We start from the raw sequence: 15,697 nt of genomic DNA, 5'->3' as shown, positions 1-15,697 counted from the left end.
CTGGCATAACAGATGAGCCGGTCCAGCGCGCCGGTGCCGAGGATTTCGGGGGAGGAGAGATCCGGGTGCGAGTTCTAGTCGTCGAGGACGAGCGGGTGCTCGCCGATGCGATCGCTACGGGCCTGCGCCGGGAGGCGCTGGCGGTGGATGTCGCCTACGACGGTGGCGGCGCGCTGGAGCGGACCAATGTCAACGAGTACGACGTGATCGTGCTGGACCGTGACCTGCCGAAGGTGCACGGTGACGATGTGTGCAGGCAACTGGTGGGGGAGCGTTATCCGGCCCGGATCCTGATGCTCACCGCGGCCGGGGAGCTGAACGACAGGGTCGAGGGCCTGTCCATCGGGGCCGACGACTACCTGGCCAAGCCGTTCGCGTTCGCCGAACTGGTCGCCCGGGTGCGCGCGCTGGGCCGCCGCGCCGCCACGCCCCTGCCTCCGGTGCTCGAGCGGTCCGGGGTAGAGCTCGATCCGGCCCGCCGTGAGGTGCTCCGCGACGGGCGGCCGGTCGAGCTCACCCGCAAGGAGTTCGCCGTGCTCGAGGTGCTGCTGCGCGCCGAGGGCGCGGTGGTCAGCTCCGAGCAGCTGCTGGAGAAGGCGTGGGACGAGCACATCGACCCGTTCACCAACGTGGTGCGGGTCACGATGATGACACTGCGCAAGAAGCTGGGTGATCCCCCCGTGATCGAGACCGTGTCCGGAGTGGGGTACCGGCTGTGACCCGGGAGCGGGCGATGAACGTGCCACCGGCACCGGAGCCCAACGAGGCGGCGGCCGGGCCCAAACCAGGCGGGCCCCCGCAAGGCGGCCCCTCGCAAGGCGGCTCCTCGCAAGGCGGCCTCCCGCCGGGCGGGCCTCCCGCCGGGGCCCCGCCGGGCACCGGCCGGGCGACCCCGCCGCCCCCGGGGCGTACCCGGGGCGCGTTCCTGGCCGATCTGCACGCCCTGCCCGGGCGGGTCAGCGTCCGGCTCCGGCTGACGCTCCTGTACGGGCTGCTGTTCTTCCTCGCGGGCGGGATGCTGCTGATCGTGACCTACCTGCTGGTCGCCGACATCCTCAGCAACATCGACGTCGGGGTGTACGGCGTGGCGACCAGCGAGCAGCTGGAGCACCTCCGCCAGGAGTTCATCCAGCAGACGATGCGGCAGCTGATCGGCCGGTCGCTGCTGGCGCTCGCGGGGGTGGGCGTCATCGCGCTCGTGCTCGGGTACTTCGTCGCCGACAGGGCGCTCGCGCCGCTGCAGAAGATGACCACGACGGCGCGCCAGCTGTCCGAGAGCACGCTGCACGAGCGGATCGCCCTCGAGGGCCCGGAGGACGAGATCAAGGAGCTGGCCGACACCTTCGACGCGATGCTCGAACGGCTCGGCCAGGCCTTCGACTCCCAGCGGCGGTTCGTCGCCAACGCCTCGCACGAGCTCCGCACGCCGCTGGCCATCAACCGGACGCTGCTGGAGGTGGCGCTCGGTGATCCGGAGGCCTCCGAGGATCTCAAGGCGGTGGGCCGTACGCTGCTGGCCACCAACGCCAGGCACGAGCGGCTGATCGAGGGGTTGCTGCTGCTGGCCCGCAGTGAGCGTGAGCTGACCAGCTGGTCGCCGGCCGATCTCGCGGAGGTGGCGGCCAAGGTGCTCGAGACGCTCGGCAAGCGCACAGACGGGCCCGAGGTGACCGTGCACACCGAGCTCACGGAGGGCCGGGCCATGGGCGATCCGGTGCTGCTGGAGCACCTGGTGTCCAACCTGGTCGACAATGCGATCAAGCACAACGTGGAGAACGGCGAGGTCTTCGTGCGGACCGGCGTGCTCGACGGCTTCGCCGCCTGCCAGGTCGAGAACACCGGGCCGGTCGTGCCCGCCTACGAGGTCGACCGGCTCTTCGAGCCGTTCCGCCGCCTGCACACCGACCGGATCGAGTCGGCCAAGGGGGCCGGGCTCGGCCTGTCGATCGTGCGCTCGGTCGTACGCGCGCACCGGGGCACCGTCTACGCGACGCCCCGGCCGGGCGGAGGTCTCATCGTCACCGCGCGGGTGCCGCTGGCCCTGTGATCACTGCTTCCGCAGGACGCCGCTGGCCCACGGCGTGCCCGCGGCGCTGTACCTGCGCCACTCGAACCTCAGGGTGGTGCTCGTCTGGTGGTACAGCGTCACGTAACCGGTCGTGTAGCAGCCCCCGCCGTTGCTCGTGATCGTGTCCCTGAGCACGGCCTTCGAGGGAGTCGACGACTGCACGATCGTGATGCCGGAGCACCTGGAGTTCGCGTACTCGATCCGCCCGGAGAGGCCGTTGGAGATCAGGTTCAACGTGATGTCCCAGTCCCACGGCGAGCCCGTCGAGCCCGTCCCGCTCAGGGACTGGTAGCCGCGGCCCTCCCACGTGCCGCCGAAGTTGGCGTGCAGGCGGGTCGTCGAGGGCGTGTAACTGAAGGGTGTATAGCTGTACGGCGTGTAGCTGTACGGCTCGCTGGTCTCGCGCGTCGACGGTGAGTCCGTGTCCAAGGCGACGACGAGGGCGACGACCAGGATGACCAGCAGCGCCATCACGACGCATCCGACTCCGGCGATGAGGGGGCCGGAGGTGCCGGACTTGCTCGGTGGGTGGGGCGGGTACAGCGGCTGCATGGGCCGCTGCTGCATCGGCGGCCGGGTCATCGGACCCTGGTGCATCGCGATCGGCGGCGGTGTGACCGGGCCCTGGTACATCGGCATGGGCGGCGGGGTCATGGGCCCGGGCATGGCCAGCGGCGGGTTCGGGGTGATCGGCGGCGGTGGCGGCGCGACCGGCGCGATGGGCGGCGGAGCGGGCATCTGGGCCGCGATCCGGGTGCCCTGGTCGAGCAGGTCCTCACGGGCGGGCGCCGGGCCGGGTGCGGCTCCGGCGTTCCCCAGCAGCTGCAGCAGCAACTGGTGCGACGGCGGGCGCAGCGCCGGGTCCTTGGACAGGCAGCGGCCCACGACGTCCCGTAGCGGCTCGTGCAGCGCGGAGAGGTCGGGGTCGTCGTGCAGGATCCGATTGATGACCACCGGCAGCGAGCCGGCATCGAAGGGCGACTCCCCGGTGGCGGCGAACACCATGGTGGCGGCCCAGGCGAAGATGTCCACGGCCGGCATGAGCGGCGCCCCGGAGAGCTGCTCGGGGGCGAGATAGCCGGGCGTGCCGACCACCATCCCGGTGGCGGTGACCATGCTCTCCTGGGAGTTGACCGTCCGGGCGATGCCGAAGTCGACCACGCGCGGTCCGTCGCCCGCGAGAAGCACGTTGTTGGGCTTGAAGTCCCGGTGCACGATGCCGGCCTCGTGGATCGCGGCGAGCGCGGTCACCGTCCCGATGGCCAGCCGGTCGAGGTCCTGCCGGTCGAACGGCCCCTCCTGGGCGACGACGTCGTGCAGCGAAGGGCCGTCGATGAACTCGCTGACGATGTACGGCTGATCGCCGTACACGTCCGACTCGAGCACTCGCGCGGTGCAGAAGGGCGCCACCCGCTGCGCCGCGGACGCCTCACGGATGAAACGGGCCCGCGCCGCCGGGTCGGTGGACATCTGCGCGTGCAGCAGCTTGATGGCGACGTACTCGTTCCCCGGCGTCCGGCCGAGGTAGACCGCGCCCTGACCGCCCGCACCGAGCCGTCCGACTACCTCATAATGCCCCAGCGACGCCGGATCGCCCGGCTCCAGGGGAGCGGCATCCGGCAATGTGACCCCTCCAGCGACCCGCAGTGTGTGCCCACCCGTTCGGCGGGCACATTATCGCGTTACATACGACGTTTCAGGGAAGTAGACGGTTCACCGTGTGCTCATTTGGTTCTCAGGTGGACGTCGTGCGCGCAGCCTGGCTCCGGGAAGGGTATGATCCCGCCGCTGCGGCACCCCAGGGACAGGGTGTTCGAAGCGGACAGGCATGATCAACTCCGCTTTTATCGAGTTGGGTATGTGACATGCGACACATGAAGGCGATTGATCGAGGTGATGGGTGTCACCTGTGTGGTCAGTCGCACCTTGTGTGTCGGGGGTCACGACCCGTGACAAAATTTCCCGCCCGGATCGGGCACAAGAACAGCATCTCGAGCGTTAGATCCGCGCGACGGGGCGCATAAACGACCGAGGGGGATGGAGATAGAAAATGGCTACGGACTACGACAGCCCACGCAAGACAGACGACGACCTCAGCGAGGACAGCCTGCAGGAGCTTCAGGCGCGTCGTGCCGACAAGGCCGCGAGCATCATCGACGAGGACCTGGACGCCGGTGAGGTCGCCGAGTTGCCCGGTGCGGACCTGTCGAACGAGGAGCTCACCTTCCGCGTGGTGCCGCGGCAGGCCGATGAGTTCACCTGCTCACGTTGCTTCCTGGTGCACCACCGCAGCCAGCTCGCCGAGGAACGTAAGGGGCAGCCCATCTGCCGCGAATGCGCCGCCTGAGCAGGAGTTCCCGTGTCAGGTGACATCGAGCGCGAGGGCGCACCGGAGTCAGCGCTCGACGCCGAGATCGGCGAGCTGATCGGCCGGTTGTCCGCTGACGAGGACATGGACAAGGAGACGCGCGGCCGCCTGCTCGGGCGGCTCACGCGTCTGCTCAGCGCCAGCGCCCGCCGGGCCGGGGTGACGGGAGTGGCGGGCGGCCGCTGGCTGAGCGACATGTTCGCGTACGTGGCACCGCGCATCCCGGTGCGGGACCTCGAGACGTTGCGCGCGCATCACAACGGTCACCTGGGTGAGCAACTGGCCGACGACCTGGTCCGGGTGGCCGCCAACGGCACTACCGCCGTGGGTGCGGCGGGCGGGGCGCTGGCGGCAGTGGAGTTCGTGGCACCCCCCTTGCTGCTCTCCGTTCCCGCACAGCTGGTCGCCGAGACGCTCGTGGTCGCGGCGATCGAGGTCAAGCTGATCGCCGAGCTGCACGAGGTGTACGGGATACAGGTCCCCGGCGGCGGCTCGTCCCGGGCCGCGGTGTTCCTCACGTCCTGGGCCAAACAGCGTGGGGTCAACCCGATGACGGGCGGCATGACGGTCGCGCTCGGGACGGCCGCGAAGCAGGCGCTGCGCAGGCGCCTGCTTCGCATGCTCGGGCGTCATCTGACGACCCTGGGCCCCTTCCTCACCGGCGCGATCGCCGGCGGGACGCTCAACCGGACCTTCACCAAGCGGCTCGCCGAGTCCGTTCGCAAGGATCTGCGCCGGCACGTCGGCCCGCCGATCGGGCTCGCCGAGCGACCCCGGCTCGGCCCGGCGGACTAGCGGGCCGGGCGCCCTGGCAGGCCGGGCGCCGGAGCCCGCGGGGCCGCACCACACCGCACGGCACCCGCGGCCGGTCGTGTCGCGGGTCAGGCGTCGCGGAAGATCGACGGGAGCTGGCCGGTGCCGCGCTCCCAGCGCTTGGCGGCCGCGCGGGTGGCGAGGAGCCGCGAGACCTCCATCCCCACGCCCATGACGACGGCCCAGCCGAGCGCCTCGCCCAGCCCGACCTCGGGCGACTCCGGGTTCGTCGGGGGCTCCTTGCCGGTGGTCTTCTTCCATCCGGCGGTGATGACCTTGCGCGCCGCCCAGCCGCTCGCCAGGGCTGCGGCGCCGGCCATGACCCGCCAGCCGATCTCACCCTTGTCCGCCATCGTGGTCCTCCAGTCGGTCCGCACCTGCCTGCGCCCTCCGCCTTCCGGCGGGGGCGTACGCTCAGACCCGACCGTATCGAAAGGACCAGGGCGCCGCTCCTCTCGCGGACCGCGACGGGCCCGGCCGGCTCGAAGCCGCGGTGACCGTTTAATGAGCACGCGGACACCGCGTTGTCAATACCATTGGATCCATGACCGAACAGCCGCGAAGCCCGTCCGTCCCCCAGAAGCCCTCGCTCGACGGCCTGGAGGACAAGTGGGTACGGGTCTGGGACGACGAGGGCACCTACCGGTTCGACCGCACGAAGCCGCGGGCGCAGGTGTACTCCATCGACACACCGCCGCCCACGGTCAGCGGCTCGCTGCACGTCGGGCACGTGTTCTCCTACACCCAGACCGACACCGTGGCGCGGTTCCAGCGGATGCGCGGCCGGACGGTCTTCTACCCGATGGGGTGGGACGACAACGGCCTGCCCACCGAGCGCCGCGCGCAGAACTACTTCGGGGTCCGCTGCGACCCCTCGCTGCCCTACGACCCCGCCTTCGAACCGCCCGAGCGCCCCGATCCGAAGCGCCAGATCCCGGTGAGCCGCCGGAACTTCGTCGAGCTCTGCCACCGGCTCACCGACATCGACGAGAAGGCGTTCGAGGAGGTCTGGCGCAGGGTCGGGCTCTCCGTGGACTGGGGGCTCCTCTACACCACGATCGGCGATGAGTCCCGCGCGGCCTCGCAGCGCGCGTTCCTGCGCAACCTGGCGCGCGGCGAGGCCTACGTCTCGGAGGCGCCCACCCTGTGGGACGTCACCTTCCGCACCGCGGTCGCCCAGGCGGAACTGGAGGACCGTGATCATCCGGGTGCCTACCACCGCATCGCCTTCCAGGGGCCGGCCGGCCCGGTGCACATCGAGACGACCCGCCCGGAGCTGATCCCGGCGTGCGTCGCCCTGGTGGCGCATCCGGACGACGAGCGGTACCGGGAGCTGTTCGGGCAAACCGTGCGCACGCCGCTGTTCGGAGTCGAGGTGCCGGTCGTGGCGCATCGCCTCGCCGAGCCGGACAAGGGCTCGGGCATCGCGATGATCTGCACGTTCGGCGATCTCACCGACGTGATCTGGTGGCGGGAACTCGACCTGCCGACCCGGGCGGTCATGGACACCGCGGGCCGCGTCACGGCCTCCCCGCCTCCGGGGCTCGACTCCGCCGCCGCCCGAGAGGCATTCGCCGAGCTCGCGGGCCGGACGGCGCACTCCGCGCGAGAGCGGATCGTCGAACTGCTGCGCGAGTCCGGTGATCTGGACGGCGAGCCGAGCCCGACCGTCCGGCCGGTGAAGTTCTACGAGCGGGGCACCAAGCCGCTCGAGATCATCACGACCCGGCAGTGGTACATCCGCAACGGCGGCAGGGACGCCGCGCTGCGCGACCGACTGCTGGCCCGAGGCCGCGAGCTGGCCTGGTACCCGGACCACATGCGGGCTCGGTACGAGAACTGGGTCGAGGGCCTCGCCGGCGACTGGCTGATCTCCCGGCAGCGGTTCTTCGGCATCCCGATCCCGGTCTGGTACCGCCTCGACGCCGACTGCGAGCCGCTCTACGATCAGCCGATCGTGCCCGACGAGGCCATGCTGCCGGTCGACCCGTCCACCGACGCACCGCCCGGATGGGCCGAGGACCAGCGCGGCAAGCCCGGTGGCTTCGCCGGCGATCCCGACGTCATGGACACGTGGGCGACCTCGTCGCTGACCCCGCAGATCGCCGGCGGCTGGGAGCGCGACCCGGATCTCTTCGCCCGGGTGTTCCCCTTCGACCTGCGGCCGCAGGCGCACGACATCATCCGTACCTGGCTGTTCTCGACCGTCGTTCGGGCGCACCAGGAGCACGGCCGCCTGCCCTGGGCACGCACCGCGATGTCCGGCTGGATCCTCGACCCCGACCGCAAGAAGATGTCGAAGTCCAAGGGCAACGTCGTCACCCCGATGGGCCTGCTGCGGGAGTACGGCACCGACGGCTTCCGCTACTGGGCGGCCGGCGGGCGTCTCGGCACCGACACGGCCTTCGACACCGGACAGATCAAGGTCGGCCGCCGCCTCGCCATCAAGATCCTTAACGCGGCGAAGTTCGTCCTCGGCCTGGGCGAGCCCGCGGTGGGGGCGTCCCAGGCAATGGACGTGATCACGGCGCCCGTCGATCTGGCCATGCTGGCGACGCTGGCCGAGGTGGTCGACGACGCCACGGCCGCCTTCGAGGCCTACGACCACACCCGGGCGCTGGAGCGGACCGAGCGGTTCTTCTGGGACCTGTGCGACGACTATCTGGAACTGGTCAAGGCGCGGGCCTACGGAGCCGAGGACGGCCCCGACGCCGCTGCCGGCGGGGACGCCGACTCCGCGCGGGCGGCGCTGCGCCTGGCCCTGTCGGTGGTCCTGCGGCTGTTCGCGCCGTTCCTGCCATTCGTCACCGAGGAGGTCTGGTCGTGGTGGCGGGAGGGATCGGTGCACACGGCGCCCTGGCCGGCCCGCGACGAGCTCCCCGAGGGCGGTGACCCCGAGGTGCTGGGCGCCGCCGCACAGGTGCTCCAGCAGGTCCGCAGGGCCAAGTCCGAGGCCAAGGTCTCGATGCGGGCCGAGGTCGAGCGCGCGGTCGTGCGCGGTGAGGCGGCGGCGAAGGCGGCCCTCGCCGCCGACGATCTTCGCGCCGCCGGCCGGATCGCGGAGCTGAGCCTCGACGGTGCCGAGGGCCGGGAGCTCACGGTCGGTGTCGCGCTCGCCGGGCGGTGATCGCCGCCCCGCCTCCAGCGCCGCGGTGGTCCAGGCCGTGGGAGTTCCCCGCGCCGCGGAGTTCCACCCGCCTTCCACCGGGTACGACCGCAAGGTGGGGGTGTGCGCGTCCGAAGGGTGGCGAGGAGCGATGGAACGACCGCGGGCCGGTGGCTTGAACGCGACGCGGCGGAGGAGTGGCGCTCCCGCGCTCGTCGTTTTCGCCCTGTTCACCCTTTTTGCTCTGGTCACCTCGGCCTGCGCGGCCCGAGGTGAGACCCCGGCGGGCGCGATCGCGTCGCCGTCGTCACAGACGTCGCTGCCGGCTTCACCGTCGGCCGGGAGCGGGCGGTCGTACGGGCTGGAGGGGCATCAGCCGTTGTGGCCGTTCGGCTCCGTGGACGAGGCGAGGGCCTGGCAGCGGAGCTATCGATCCGGTGGTCACGCCCCGTGGCACCTGAGCGCCGACGAGACCGCGCTCGCGTTCGCGCGCTACCTCGGGCTCAAGGGCGTCGACCGGGTGACGCGCCGTGCGGTCACCGACGGAGAGGCCCACATCGGCGTGGGTTATCGCAGTCCGGAGGGCATTGGAACCGCGGCGGTGATCCACCTCGTCCGGATCGGCGACGGCGCGGACGCGCCGTGGGAGGTCGTCGGCACCGACGACAAGGAGCTCTCGCTCACCTCCCCCTCCTACGGCGCCACGGTCGGGGACTCACCGGTCACCGTCGGCGGATCGATCACCGGGGTCGACGAGAGCCTGCGGGTGGCCGTGCACCAGCGGTCGTCGGCCGCGCCGATCGGCGTGTTCTGCTGCGTGCCCGCCGGGGGATCTCCGGGGCGCTGGTCGGCGAAGGTGCCGTTCCAGGGCGCCCGCGACTCGGTCCTCACCGTCGTGGTCACCACGGGCGGCCATGTCGCCGAGGTCGAACGATTCGCCGTCACCGGTGTCCGCACGGGGTGACGGCACGGGACGTTTCGCCCGAACGGGTAGGGTCACGCCGTGACGTGCATCAGGGGCGCCGGGACTCGCCCACGGCGGCGCGCTTGCGACCGCGATCGACGAGGCGCTCGGTATGGTCGTGTGGCTGCTCCGCAAGCCGTACGTCACGGGCCGGCTGGAGACCGACCACCTGCGGCCCGTACCGGTGGGGGCGACGTTGCACATCCGGGCCCGGTGCTCCGGGGTCAGCGGCCGCAAGGCCCATCTCGGGGCCGAGGCGCGTCTGGGCAGGCCCGGAGGGCCCGGTGGCCGTGCGCGGCGCCGCACTGTTCGTCGAGGTGCCGATCGAGCACTTCGCCGGGCACGGCGACGGAGTGGCGGGCCTGACCCCCGACCACGAGGTGAACCTTGAACGACAAGATCGATGTACTCGTCCAGCGGATCGACGGTGACCTGCCGCTGCCCTCCTACGCTCACCCCGGCGACGCGGGGGCCGACCTGGTCGCGGCCGAGGACGTCGAGCTGCCCCCCGGTGAGCGCGCCGTCGTCCCGACCGGGGTGGCGATCGCGCTGCCCGACGGCTACGCCGCCTTCATTCACCCGAGGTCGGGATTGAGCGCTAAGTTGGGAGTGACGATCGTCAATGCTCCGGGCACGGTCGACGCCGGATATCGCGGCGAGATCAAGGTGACCCTGCTGAACACGGACGCCCGCCACACCGTACGGCTCAAGCGCGGTGACCGGATCGCGCAGATGGTCGTTCAGCGGGTGGGACGGGCCGTGTTCCACGAGGTCACGGCGCTCCCTGGATCGGCCCGGGGAGTGGGCGGATTCGGATCCACCGGCGGGTACGCCGGTGGTGACTACGAGGACAGCAGCGAAGGAGCGTGAGTCGTGTTTCGACGTCGTGGTCAGGGCGAGGAGCCCAAGAACGATCTCGAGCTGACCGACGAGGAGACGGACGCCGCCGTGGATGACGCCGTGGAGACCGGTTCCGACGGCGGACCGTGGGACGCGGAGGACTCCTTCCCCGAGCTCGAGCGCATCGATTTCGGCGCCGTGCAGGTGCCGATCGGTCCGAGCCTTGAGGTCCAGGTCAACGTAGAGGCGACCGAGGCCGACGCCGAGGGGAACCCCATCGGCGGCCGCCTGGTCGCCATCACCGTGGTGCACGGGGAGAGCGGGCTGCAGCTGCAGGCGTTCGCCGCCCCCAAGCGCAGCGGCATCTGGGACGAGGTGCGGCGCGAGACCGGCGCCGAGATCACCGAGGCCGGCGGCCAGGCCGAGGACGCCGAAGGGCCGTTCGGCACCGAGTTGCGGGCCATGGTGCCCGTCCAGATCCCCGACGAGGTCAAGGACCAGGTACCGGACGAGATCCGCGAGCAGGGCTTCGCCTGGCAGCCGGTGCGCTTCATCGGCGTCGACGGCCCCCGCTGGTTCCTGCGCGGCGTGGTCAGCGGTGCCGCGGTCGAGGACGAGGAGCAGTGGCAGGTCCTCGAGGACGTCTTCCGCAATGTCGTGGTGCTCCGCGGCGACCAGCCGATGCCGCCGCGAGAGCTGCTCGAGCTGACGCTGCCCGAGGAGGCGCAGGAGGCCCTCGCGCAGCAGGGCGATGAGGACGACGGGTTCAACCCGTTCGAGCGGGGCCCGGAGATCACCGAAGTCCGCTGAGCGTTCTCGTCCCGCCGTCGCCTGTCGGCGTTCCGTACGCGTGTGGCCACGGCGGGACCGTCGCTTCCCCGGCCGCGTGATCGCGTGGGGGTGAGTGAGGCATGGGCGCACGGGGCACGCTGCGGATCTACCTCGGTGCCGCGCCCGGGGTGGGGAAGACCTACGCCATGCTCGGCGAAGGGCATCGCAGGCGCGGGCGCGGCACCGACGTGGTCGTCGGCTTCGTCGAGACGCATGGCCGGGTGAGGACCGCCGAGCAGGTCGAGGGCCTCGAGGTCGTCGACCGGCAGGTGATCGAGTACCGGGGCGCACGGTTCACCGAGATGGACGTCGACGCCGTCCTGCGGCGCCGTCCTGCGGTCGTGCTGATCGACGAGCTGGCCCACACCAACGTCCCCGGGGCCCGCAACACCAAGCGGTGGCAGGACATCGACGAGCTGCTCGACGCCGGCCTCGACGTCATCTCCACGCTGAACATCCAGCACCTGGAGTCGATCAACGATGTGGTCGAGCGCATCACCGGGGTCCGGCAGCGCGAGACGGTGCCGGACGAGGTGGTCCGGCGAGCCGACCAGCTCGAGCTCGTCGACATGTCGCCCGAGGCCCTGCGCAAGCGGATGGCGCACGGCAACATCTACGGGCCGGACAAGATCGATGTTGCGTTGTCGCATTATTTCCGGGTCGGCAATCTCACCGCCCTGCGGGAGCTGGCGCTGCTGTGGGTGGCCGACCGGGTCGACGCGGGCCTCGCCCGCTACCGTGACGAGCACGGCATCACCGAGACCTGGGAGACGCGGGAGCGGGTCGTGGTCGGCCTCACCGGCGGCGAGGAGGGCGGCACCCTGATCCGCAGGGCCGCCAGGGTCGCCGCCCGGCTGAGCCAGGGCGACTTCGTGGCCGTCAACGTCGCCCGCGGCGAGGACCTGACCACCGGCTCGGCGCAGGCGCTGGCCCGGCAGCGGGCACTCGTCGAGAGCCTGGGCGGCAGCTATCACCAGGTGATCGGCGACGACGTGCCGACGGCGCTGCTGGACTTCGCCCGGAGCGTCAACGCCACCCAGATCGTGCTCGGCACCAGCCGGCGCCCCGCATGGCGGTACGTTCTCGAACCGGGCGTCGGCCGTACGGTCATCGACCGGTCGGGGGACATCGACGTGCACATGGTCACCCACGGGCACACCGGCAAGGCCGGCCTGCGCTGGGCGGGGACGGGGATGAGGGTACTGAGCCGCCGCCGCCGGGCGGCCGGCTGGACGCTGGCCCTCCTCGGCCCGGCGGGGCTCGCGCTGGCGCTCAACCTGTTCCACGCGCACATCGGGCTCGCCTCCGAGCTGCTGATGTTCCTCGCCCTCACCGTGCTGGTCGCCCTGGTGGGCGGGCTGTGGCCGGCGCTGGTCGCCGCCGTGGCCGGCAGCCTGCTCGCCAACTGGTACTTCACCCCGCCCGAGCACACCCTCACCATCGCCGAGCCGGCCAACGCCTTCGCGCTGGCGGTCTCGGTGGTCGTGGCGGTGGCGGTGTCGACCGTCGTCCACCTGGCCGCCCAGCGCCGCCGCGAGGCCGGCCGGTCCCAGGTCGAGGCGGGCGCGCTCAGCATGCTCGCCACCAACGTGCTGCGGGGCGAGCACACCCTCCCCGCGCTGCTGGAGCAGGTCCGCGTGACCTTCGGGCTGACCTCGGTGGCACTGCTGGAACGCGACGCCGGCGGCTGGCGCCGCGCCGGCTCGGCCGGGGCGTCGCCGTGCGCCCGGCCGGAGGAGTCGGACACGCGGGTGCCGGTCAGCGACGATCTGGTCCTCGCGCTGCGCGGACGGGTGCTGCCGGCGTCCGACCGGAGGGTGCTGTCGGCCTTCGCGCATCAGGCCGCCGCGGCGCTCGAACGCGAGCGGCTGGCGGCGGAGGCCGGGCGGGCGCGGCGGCTCGCCGAGGCCGACAAGGTCCGCACCGCGCTGCTGGCCGCGGTGTCGCACGACCTGAGGAACCCGCTCTCGTCGATCAAGGTGAGTGTCGGCAGCCTCCGCCAGACCGACGTGGACCTGGATCCGGCGGACCGGGCCGAGCTGCTCGCGGCGATCGAGGAGTCGGCCGACCGGCTGGACGGTCTCATCGCCGACCTGCTCGACATGACGCGGCTGCAGACGGGCACGGTCGCCGTGCTGCCCCGGCCGGTCGGTCTCGACGAGATCGTCTCCGGCGCGCTGGTCGGCGTCCCCGAGGGCCGGGTCGAGTTCGACGTTCCCGAGACGCTGCCCCGCGTCGACGTCGATCCGGGGCTGCTCGAGCGGGCCGTGGCCAATGTCCTGGAGAACGCCGTGCGGCACAGCCCGGCGCCGGTGCTCGTGACCGCGAGCGAGGCCCGCTTCGGCAACCCGCGCACGGGAACGGGCGACCGGCCGAGCCGGGTCGAGCTGAGGGTCGTCGACCGGGGGCCGGGTGTGCCGGACGGCGACAAAGAAAAGATCTTCATCCCGTTCCAGCGGCTCGGCCACACCTGCCGGGACCGGACCGGGGGGCGGACGGGCGTCGGGCTGGGCCTCGCGGTGGCGCGCGGCTTCACCGAGGCCGTCGGCGGCACGCTCACCGCCGAGGACACCCCTGGTGGAGGGCTCACCATGGTGTTCTCGCTGCCGATGTCCGAGGCGGGCGGATGAGCCGGTCGAGCGAGTCGGCCAGGGAGGTCGGATGACGCGGGTGCTGATCGTCGACGACGAGCCGCAGATCGTACGGGCGCTATTGATCAACCTGCGGGCACGCGGCTACGACGTGGACACGGCTGCCGACGGCCGGACCGCCCTGGCGGCCGCCGCGCGGCGGCATCCCGATGTGATCGTGCTCGACCTCGGCCTGCCCGACATGAGCGGCACCGAGGTGATCGAGGGCCTGCGCGGGTGGCTGACCGTGCCGATCATCGTGCTGTCCGCCCGGCACGGCTCCGAGGCGAAGGTCCAAGCCCTTGACCTCGGGGCGGACGACTACGTGACGAAACCGTTCGGCATGGACGAGCTGCTGGCCCGGCTGCGCGCCGCCGTACGCCGCGCGGCGCCCGCGGAGGAGCCCGCGGTGGTCCGCACCGCGGCCTTCACCGTCGACCTGGCCGCCAAGAAGGTGACCCGCGACGGCGGCGACGTCCGTCTCACCCCCACCGAGTGGCAGGTGCTCGAGGTCCTCGTCCGCAACGCCGGCCGGCTGGTGAGCCGGCGTCAGCTCCTGCGCGAGGTGTGGGGGCCGTCGTACGAGCACGAGACCAACTACCTGCGCGTCTATCTCGCCCAGCTGCGCCGCAAGCTGGAGCCGGACCCATCCCGGCCGGCGCATCTGATCACCGAGCCCGGTATGGGCTACCGCTTCGAGGCCTAGCGGCCCGGCGCCGGCTTGACCCGTACGGCCGGTGGCGTCCCGCTCGCCGCCTCGGAGCGGGTCGGCGTGGACGCGCACGACGATCCGGCAAATAAGCGTAAGTCGGGCGGTTCGCTTCTCACGAACATGGCCTACGCTTGCCCATCATGGACGAAGTGCCGGCCGAGCCGACGCCGGAGACGAGCAGGGAACCGCAGTCCGGCCGGGAGCAGAGCGGCCTGCGGCGTTTCCTTCGTCGGCTGGCGTCGAGCCGGGCCGAGCTCGAGGCCGAGGACCTGCAGAAGAGCAGCGGCGAAGAGGGGGCCATCCCGATCGCCGTCTGCCCGGAGCGTAAGCGCGCGTGCGTGGCGGGTACGCTACGTACCGTGACTTTGCGACCACGGGGCGGAGCGCCCGCGCTGGAGGCCGAGCTCTACGACGGCTCGGACGTGATCAATTTGATCTGGCTCGGCCGCCGCCGGATCGCCGGCATCGAGCCCGGCCGGCGGCTGCGCGCTGAGGGGCTGGTCAGCCTGCAGGACGGGCGGAAGGTCATTTTCAACCCGAAGTACGATCTGCGGGGTACCTCATGAGCGAGGGAGGCCGCGGGGACTCCACCGGTTCGGAGCCCGCCGAGAGCGCCGTCGATTCGCACCCGCTCGCGGGGGCGCACCGGTCCCAGGACACCCTCGACTCGCCGCGCGACAAGGCCGCCTCTCCACACGACACGGTGGAGTCCGCGGTACGGGCGCAGCTCGCCAAGGCCCTGGGCGGCGTACGCGGCACGATCGAGGCGGCGGTTCCCACGATCGGCTTCACCGCCACCTATCTGATCACCGAGCAGCTCGAACTCGCCCTGTGGATCGGCGCCGGGGCCGCCGTGCTGCTGCTGCTCGTACGGCTCGTGCAGAAGTCCACCCCGCAGTTCGTCCTGAACAGCCTCGTCGGCATCGGCATCGCGGCCGTGTTCGCGCTGCGCTCCGGCAAGGCCGAAGACGCGTTCCTGCCCGGCATCATCTACAACGCCGCCTATGCGGCGGTCATGGTGTTCTCGATCGCGGTCCGCTGGCCGGTGGTCGGCTTCATCATCGGCTCGGTCACCGGCGACCCGACCGAGTGGCGGCGCGATCCGGGCGTGGTCAGGCTCTGCTCGCGGCTCACCTGGCTGCTGTTGATCCCCTGCCTGGTGCGCGTGGTCGTGCAGTATCCGCTCTATCTCGCCGGCGAGGTCGGCTGGCTCGGCGCGTCCAAGATCGCCTTGGGCTGGCCGCTGCAGATCGCCGCGCTCGGCGCCATGGTGTGGGTGCTCACCCGCGGCCGCACCCCGCTGGAGTCGCGGCCCGCCGCCTGAGGAACTCCCCACCTGGCGCACCCGCCACGCCGTCGATCCGC

The 15,697-nt window shown here is 71.7% G+C and carries 15 protein-coding genes; 13 read left to right on the top strand and 2 right to left on the bottom strand.

Annotated features, from left to right (window positions below):
* The first annotated feature begins 65 nt into the window (after positions 1-65).
* Both HKK74_RS05810 and HKK74_RS05805 read left to right on the top strand, forming a co-directional pair.
* Positions 66-719: a response regulator transcription factor gene (locus HKK74_RS05810; protein ID WP_187242037.1), complete on the top strand. Its 654-nt coding sequence runs from the start codon at positions 66-68 to the stop codon at positions 717-719.
* 14 nt (positions 720-733) lie between these two features.
* Positions 734-2,047, top strand: coding sequence for a sensor histidine kinase (locus tag HKK74_RS05805; RefSeq protein ID WP_187242036.1), 1,314 nt, complete (start codon positions 734-736; stop codon positions 2,045-2,047).
* Here HKK74_RS05805 and HKK74_RS05800 read toward each other — a convergent pair whose 3' ends face one another.
* Entirely contained in the window at positions 2,048-3,691 is a 1,644-nt protein-coding gene (locus HKK74_RS05800) for a serine/threonine-protein kinase (protein WP_187242035.1), read from the bottom strand.
* A gap of 427 nt (positions 3,692-4,118) precedes the next feature.
* Here HKK74_RS05800 and HKK74_RS05795 point away from each other — a divergent pair, with 427 nt between their 5' ends.
* Positions 4,119-4,415 (top strand): DUF4193 domain-containing protein, encoded by a 297-nt coding sequence (locus HKK74_RS05795; RefSeq protein ID WP_103937232.1) that lies wholly within the window; start codon positions 4,119-4,121, stop codon positions 4,413-4,415.
* Positions 4,416-4,427: 12 nt separating this feature from the next.
* Positions 4,428-5,231: a hypothetical protein gene (locus tag HKK74_RS05790; protein ID WP_312881279.1), complete on the top strand. Its 804-nt coding sequence runs from the start codon at positions 4,428-4,430 to the stop codon at positions 5,229-5,231.
* Between the two features lie 86 nt (positions 5,232-5,317).
* On the opposite strand, the gene HKK74_RS05785 is transcribed toward HKK74_RS05790, so the two are convergent.
* Entirely contained in the window at positions 5,318-5,602 is a 285-nt protein-coding gene (locus tag HKK74_RS05785; protein ID WP_187242034.1) for a DUF4235 domain-containing protein, read from the bottom strand.
* Positions 5,603-5,793: 191 nt separating this feature from the next.
* On the opposite strand from HKK74_RS05785, the gene valS reads away from it, so the two are divergent.
* From valS to HKK74_RS05740, 9 genes are all read left to right on the top strand, one after another.
* Positions 5,794-8,376, top strand: a complete 2,583-nt coding sequence (gene valS, locus HKK74_RS05780; protein WP_187242033.1) for a valine--tRNA ligase — start codon at positions 5,794-5,796, stop codon at positions 8,374-8,376.
* 130 nt (positions 8,377-8,506) lie between these two features.
* Entirely contained in the window at positions 8,507-9,319 is an 813-nt protein-coding gene (locus HKK74_RS05775) for a hypothetical protein (RefSeq protein ID WP_222721929.1), read from the top strand.
* Between the two features lie 112 nt (positions 9,320-9,431).
* Positions 9,432-9,710: a hotdog domain-containing protein gene (locus tag HKK74_RS05770; protein ID WP_312881278.1), complete on the top strand. Its 279-nt coding sequence runs from the start codon at positions 9,432-9,434 to the stop codon at positions 9,708-9,710.
* Positions 9,707-10,189: a dUTP diphosphatase gene (gene dut / locus HKK74_RS05765; RefSeq protein ID WP_187242032.1), complete on the top strand. Its 483-nt coding sequence runs from the start codon at positions 9,707-9,709 to the stop codon at positions 10,187-10,189. The genes HKK74_RS05770 and dut overlap by 4 nt, the downstream gene beginning before the upstream one ends.
* Before the next feature lie 3 nt (positions 10,190-10,192).
* Entirely contained in the window at positions 10,193-10,969 is a 777-nt protein-coding gene (locus tag HKK74_RS05760; protein ID WP_187242031.1) for a DUF3710 domain-containing protein, read from the top strand.
* A gap of 101 nt (positions 10,970-11,070) precedes the next feature.
* Positions 11,071-13,620: a sensor histidine kinase gene (locus HKK74_RS05755; RefSeq protein ID WP_187242030.1), complete on the top strand. Its 2,550-nt coding sequence runs from the start codon at positions 11,071-11,073 to the stop codon at positions 13,618-13,620.
* 31 nt (positions 13,621-13,651) lie between these two features.
* Positions 13,652-14,326: a response regulator gene (locus HKK74_RS05750; RefSeq protein WP_187242029.1), complete on the top strand. Its 675-nt coding sequence runs from the start codon at positions 13,652-13,654 to the stop codon at positions 14,324-14,326.
* A gap of 146 nt (positions 14,327-14,472) precedes the next feature.
* Positions 14,473-14,898, top strand: coding sequence for an OB-fold nucleic acid binding domain-containing protein (locus HKK74_RS05745; protein ID WP_187242028.1), 426 nt, complete (start codon positions 14,473-14,475; stop codon positions 14,896-14,898).
* A complete protein-coding gene (locus HKK74_RS05740; RefSeq protein WP_187242027.1) occupies positions 14,895-15,656 on the top strand; it encodes a DUF3159 domain-containing protein in 762 nt (253 codons plus the stop codon). Before HKK74_RS05745 ends, HKK74_RS05740 begins: the two co-directional genes overlap by 4 nt.
* The last annotated feature ends 41 nt before the right edge of the window (positions 15,657-15,697 follow it).

Source organism: Actinomadura alba (assembly GCF_014323705.1).
Lineage (GTDB): Bacteria > Actinomycetota > Actinomycetes > Streptosporangiales > Streptosporangiaceae > Actinomadura_C > Actinomadura_C alba.
The sequence above is the reverse complement of the archived record's forward strand: the minus strand, read 5'-3'. Positions and strand labels throughout refer to the sequence as shown.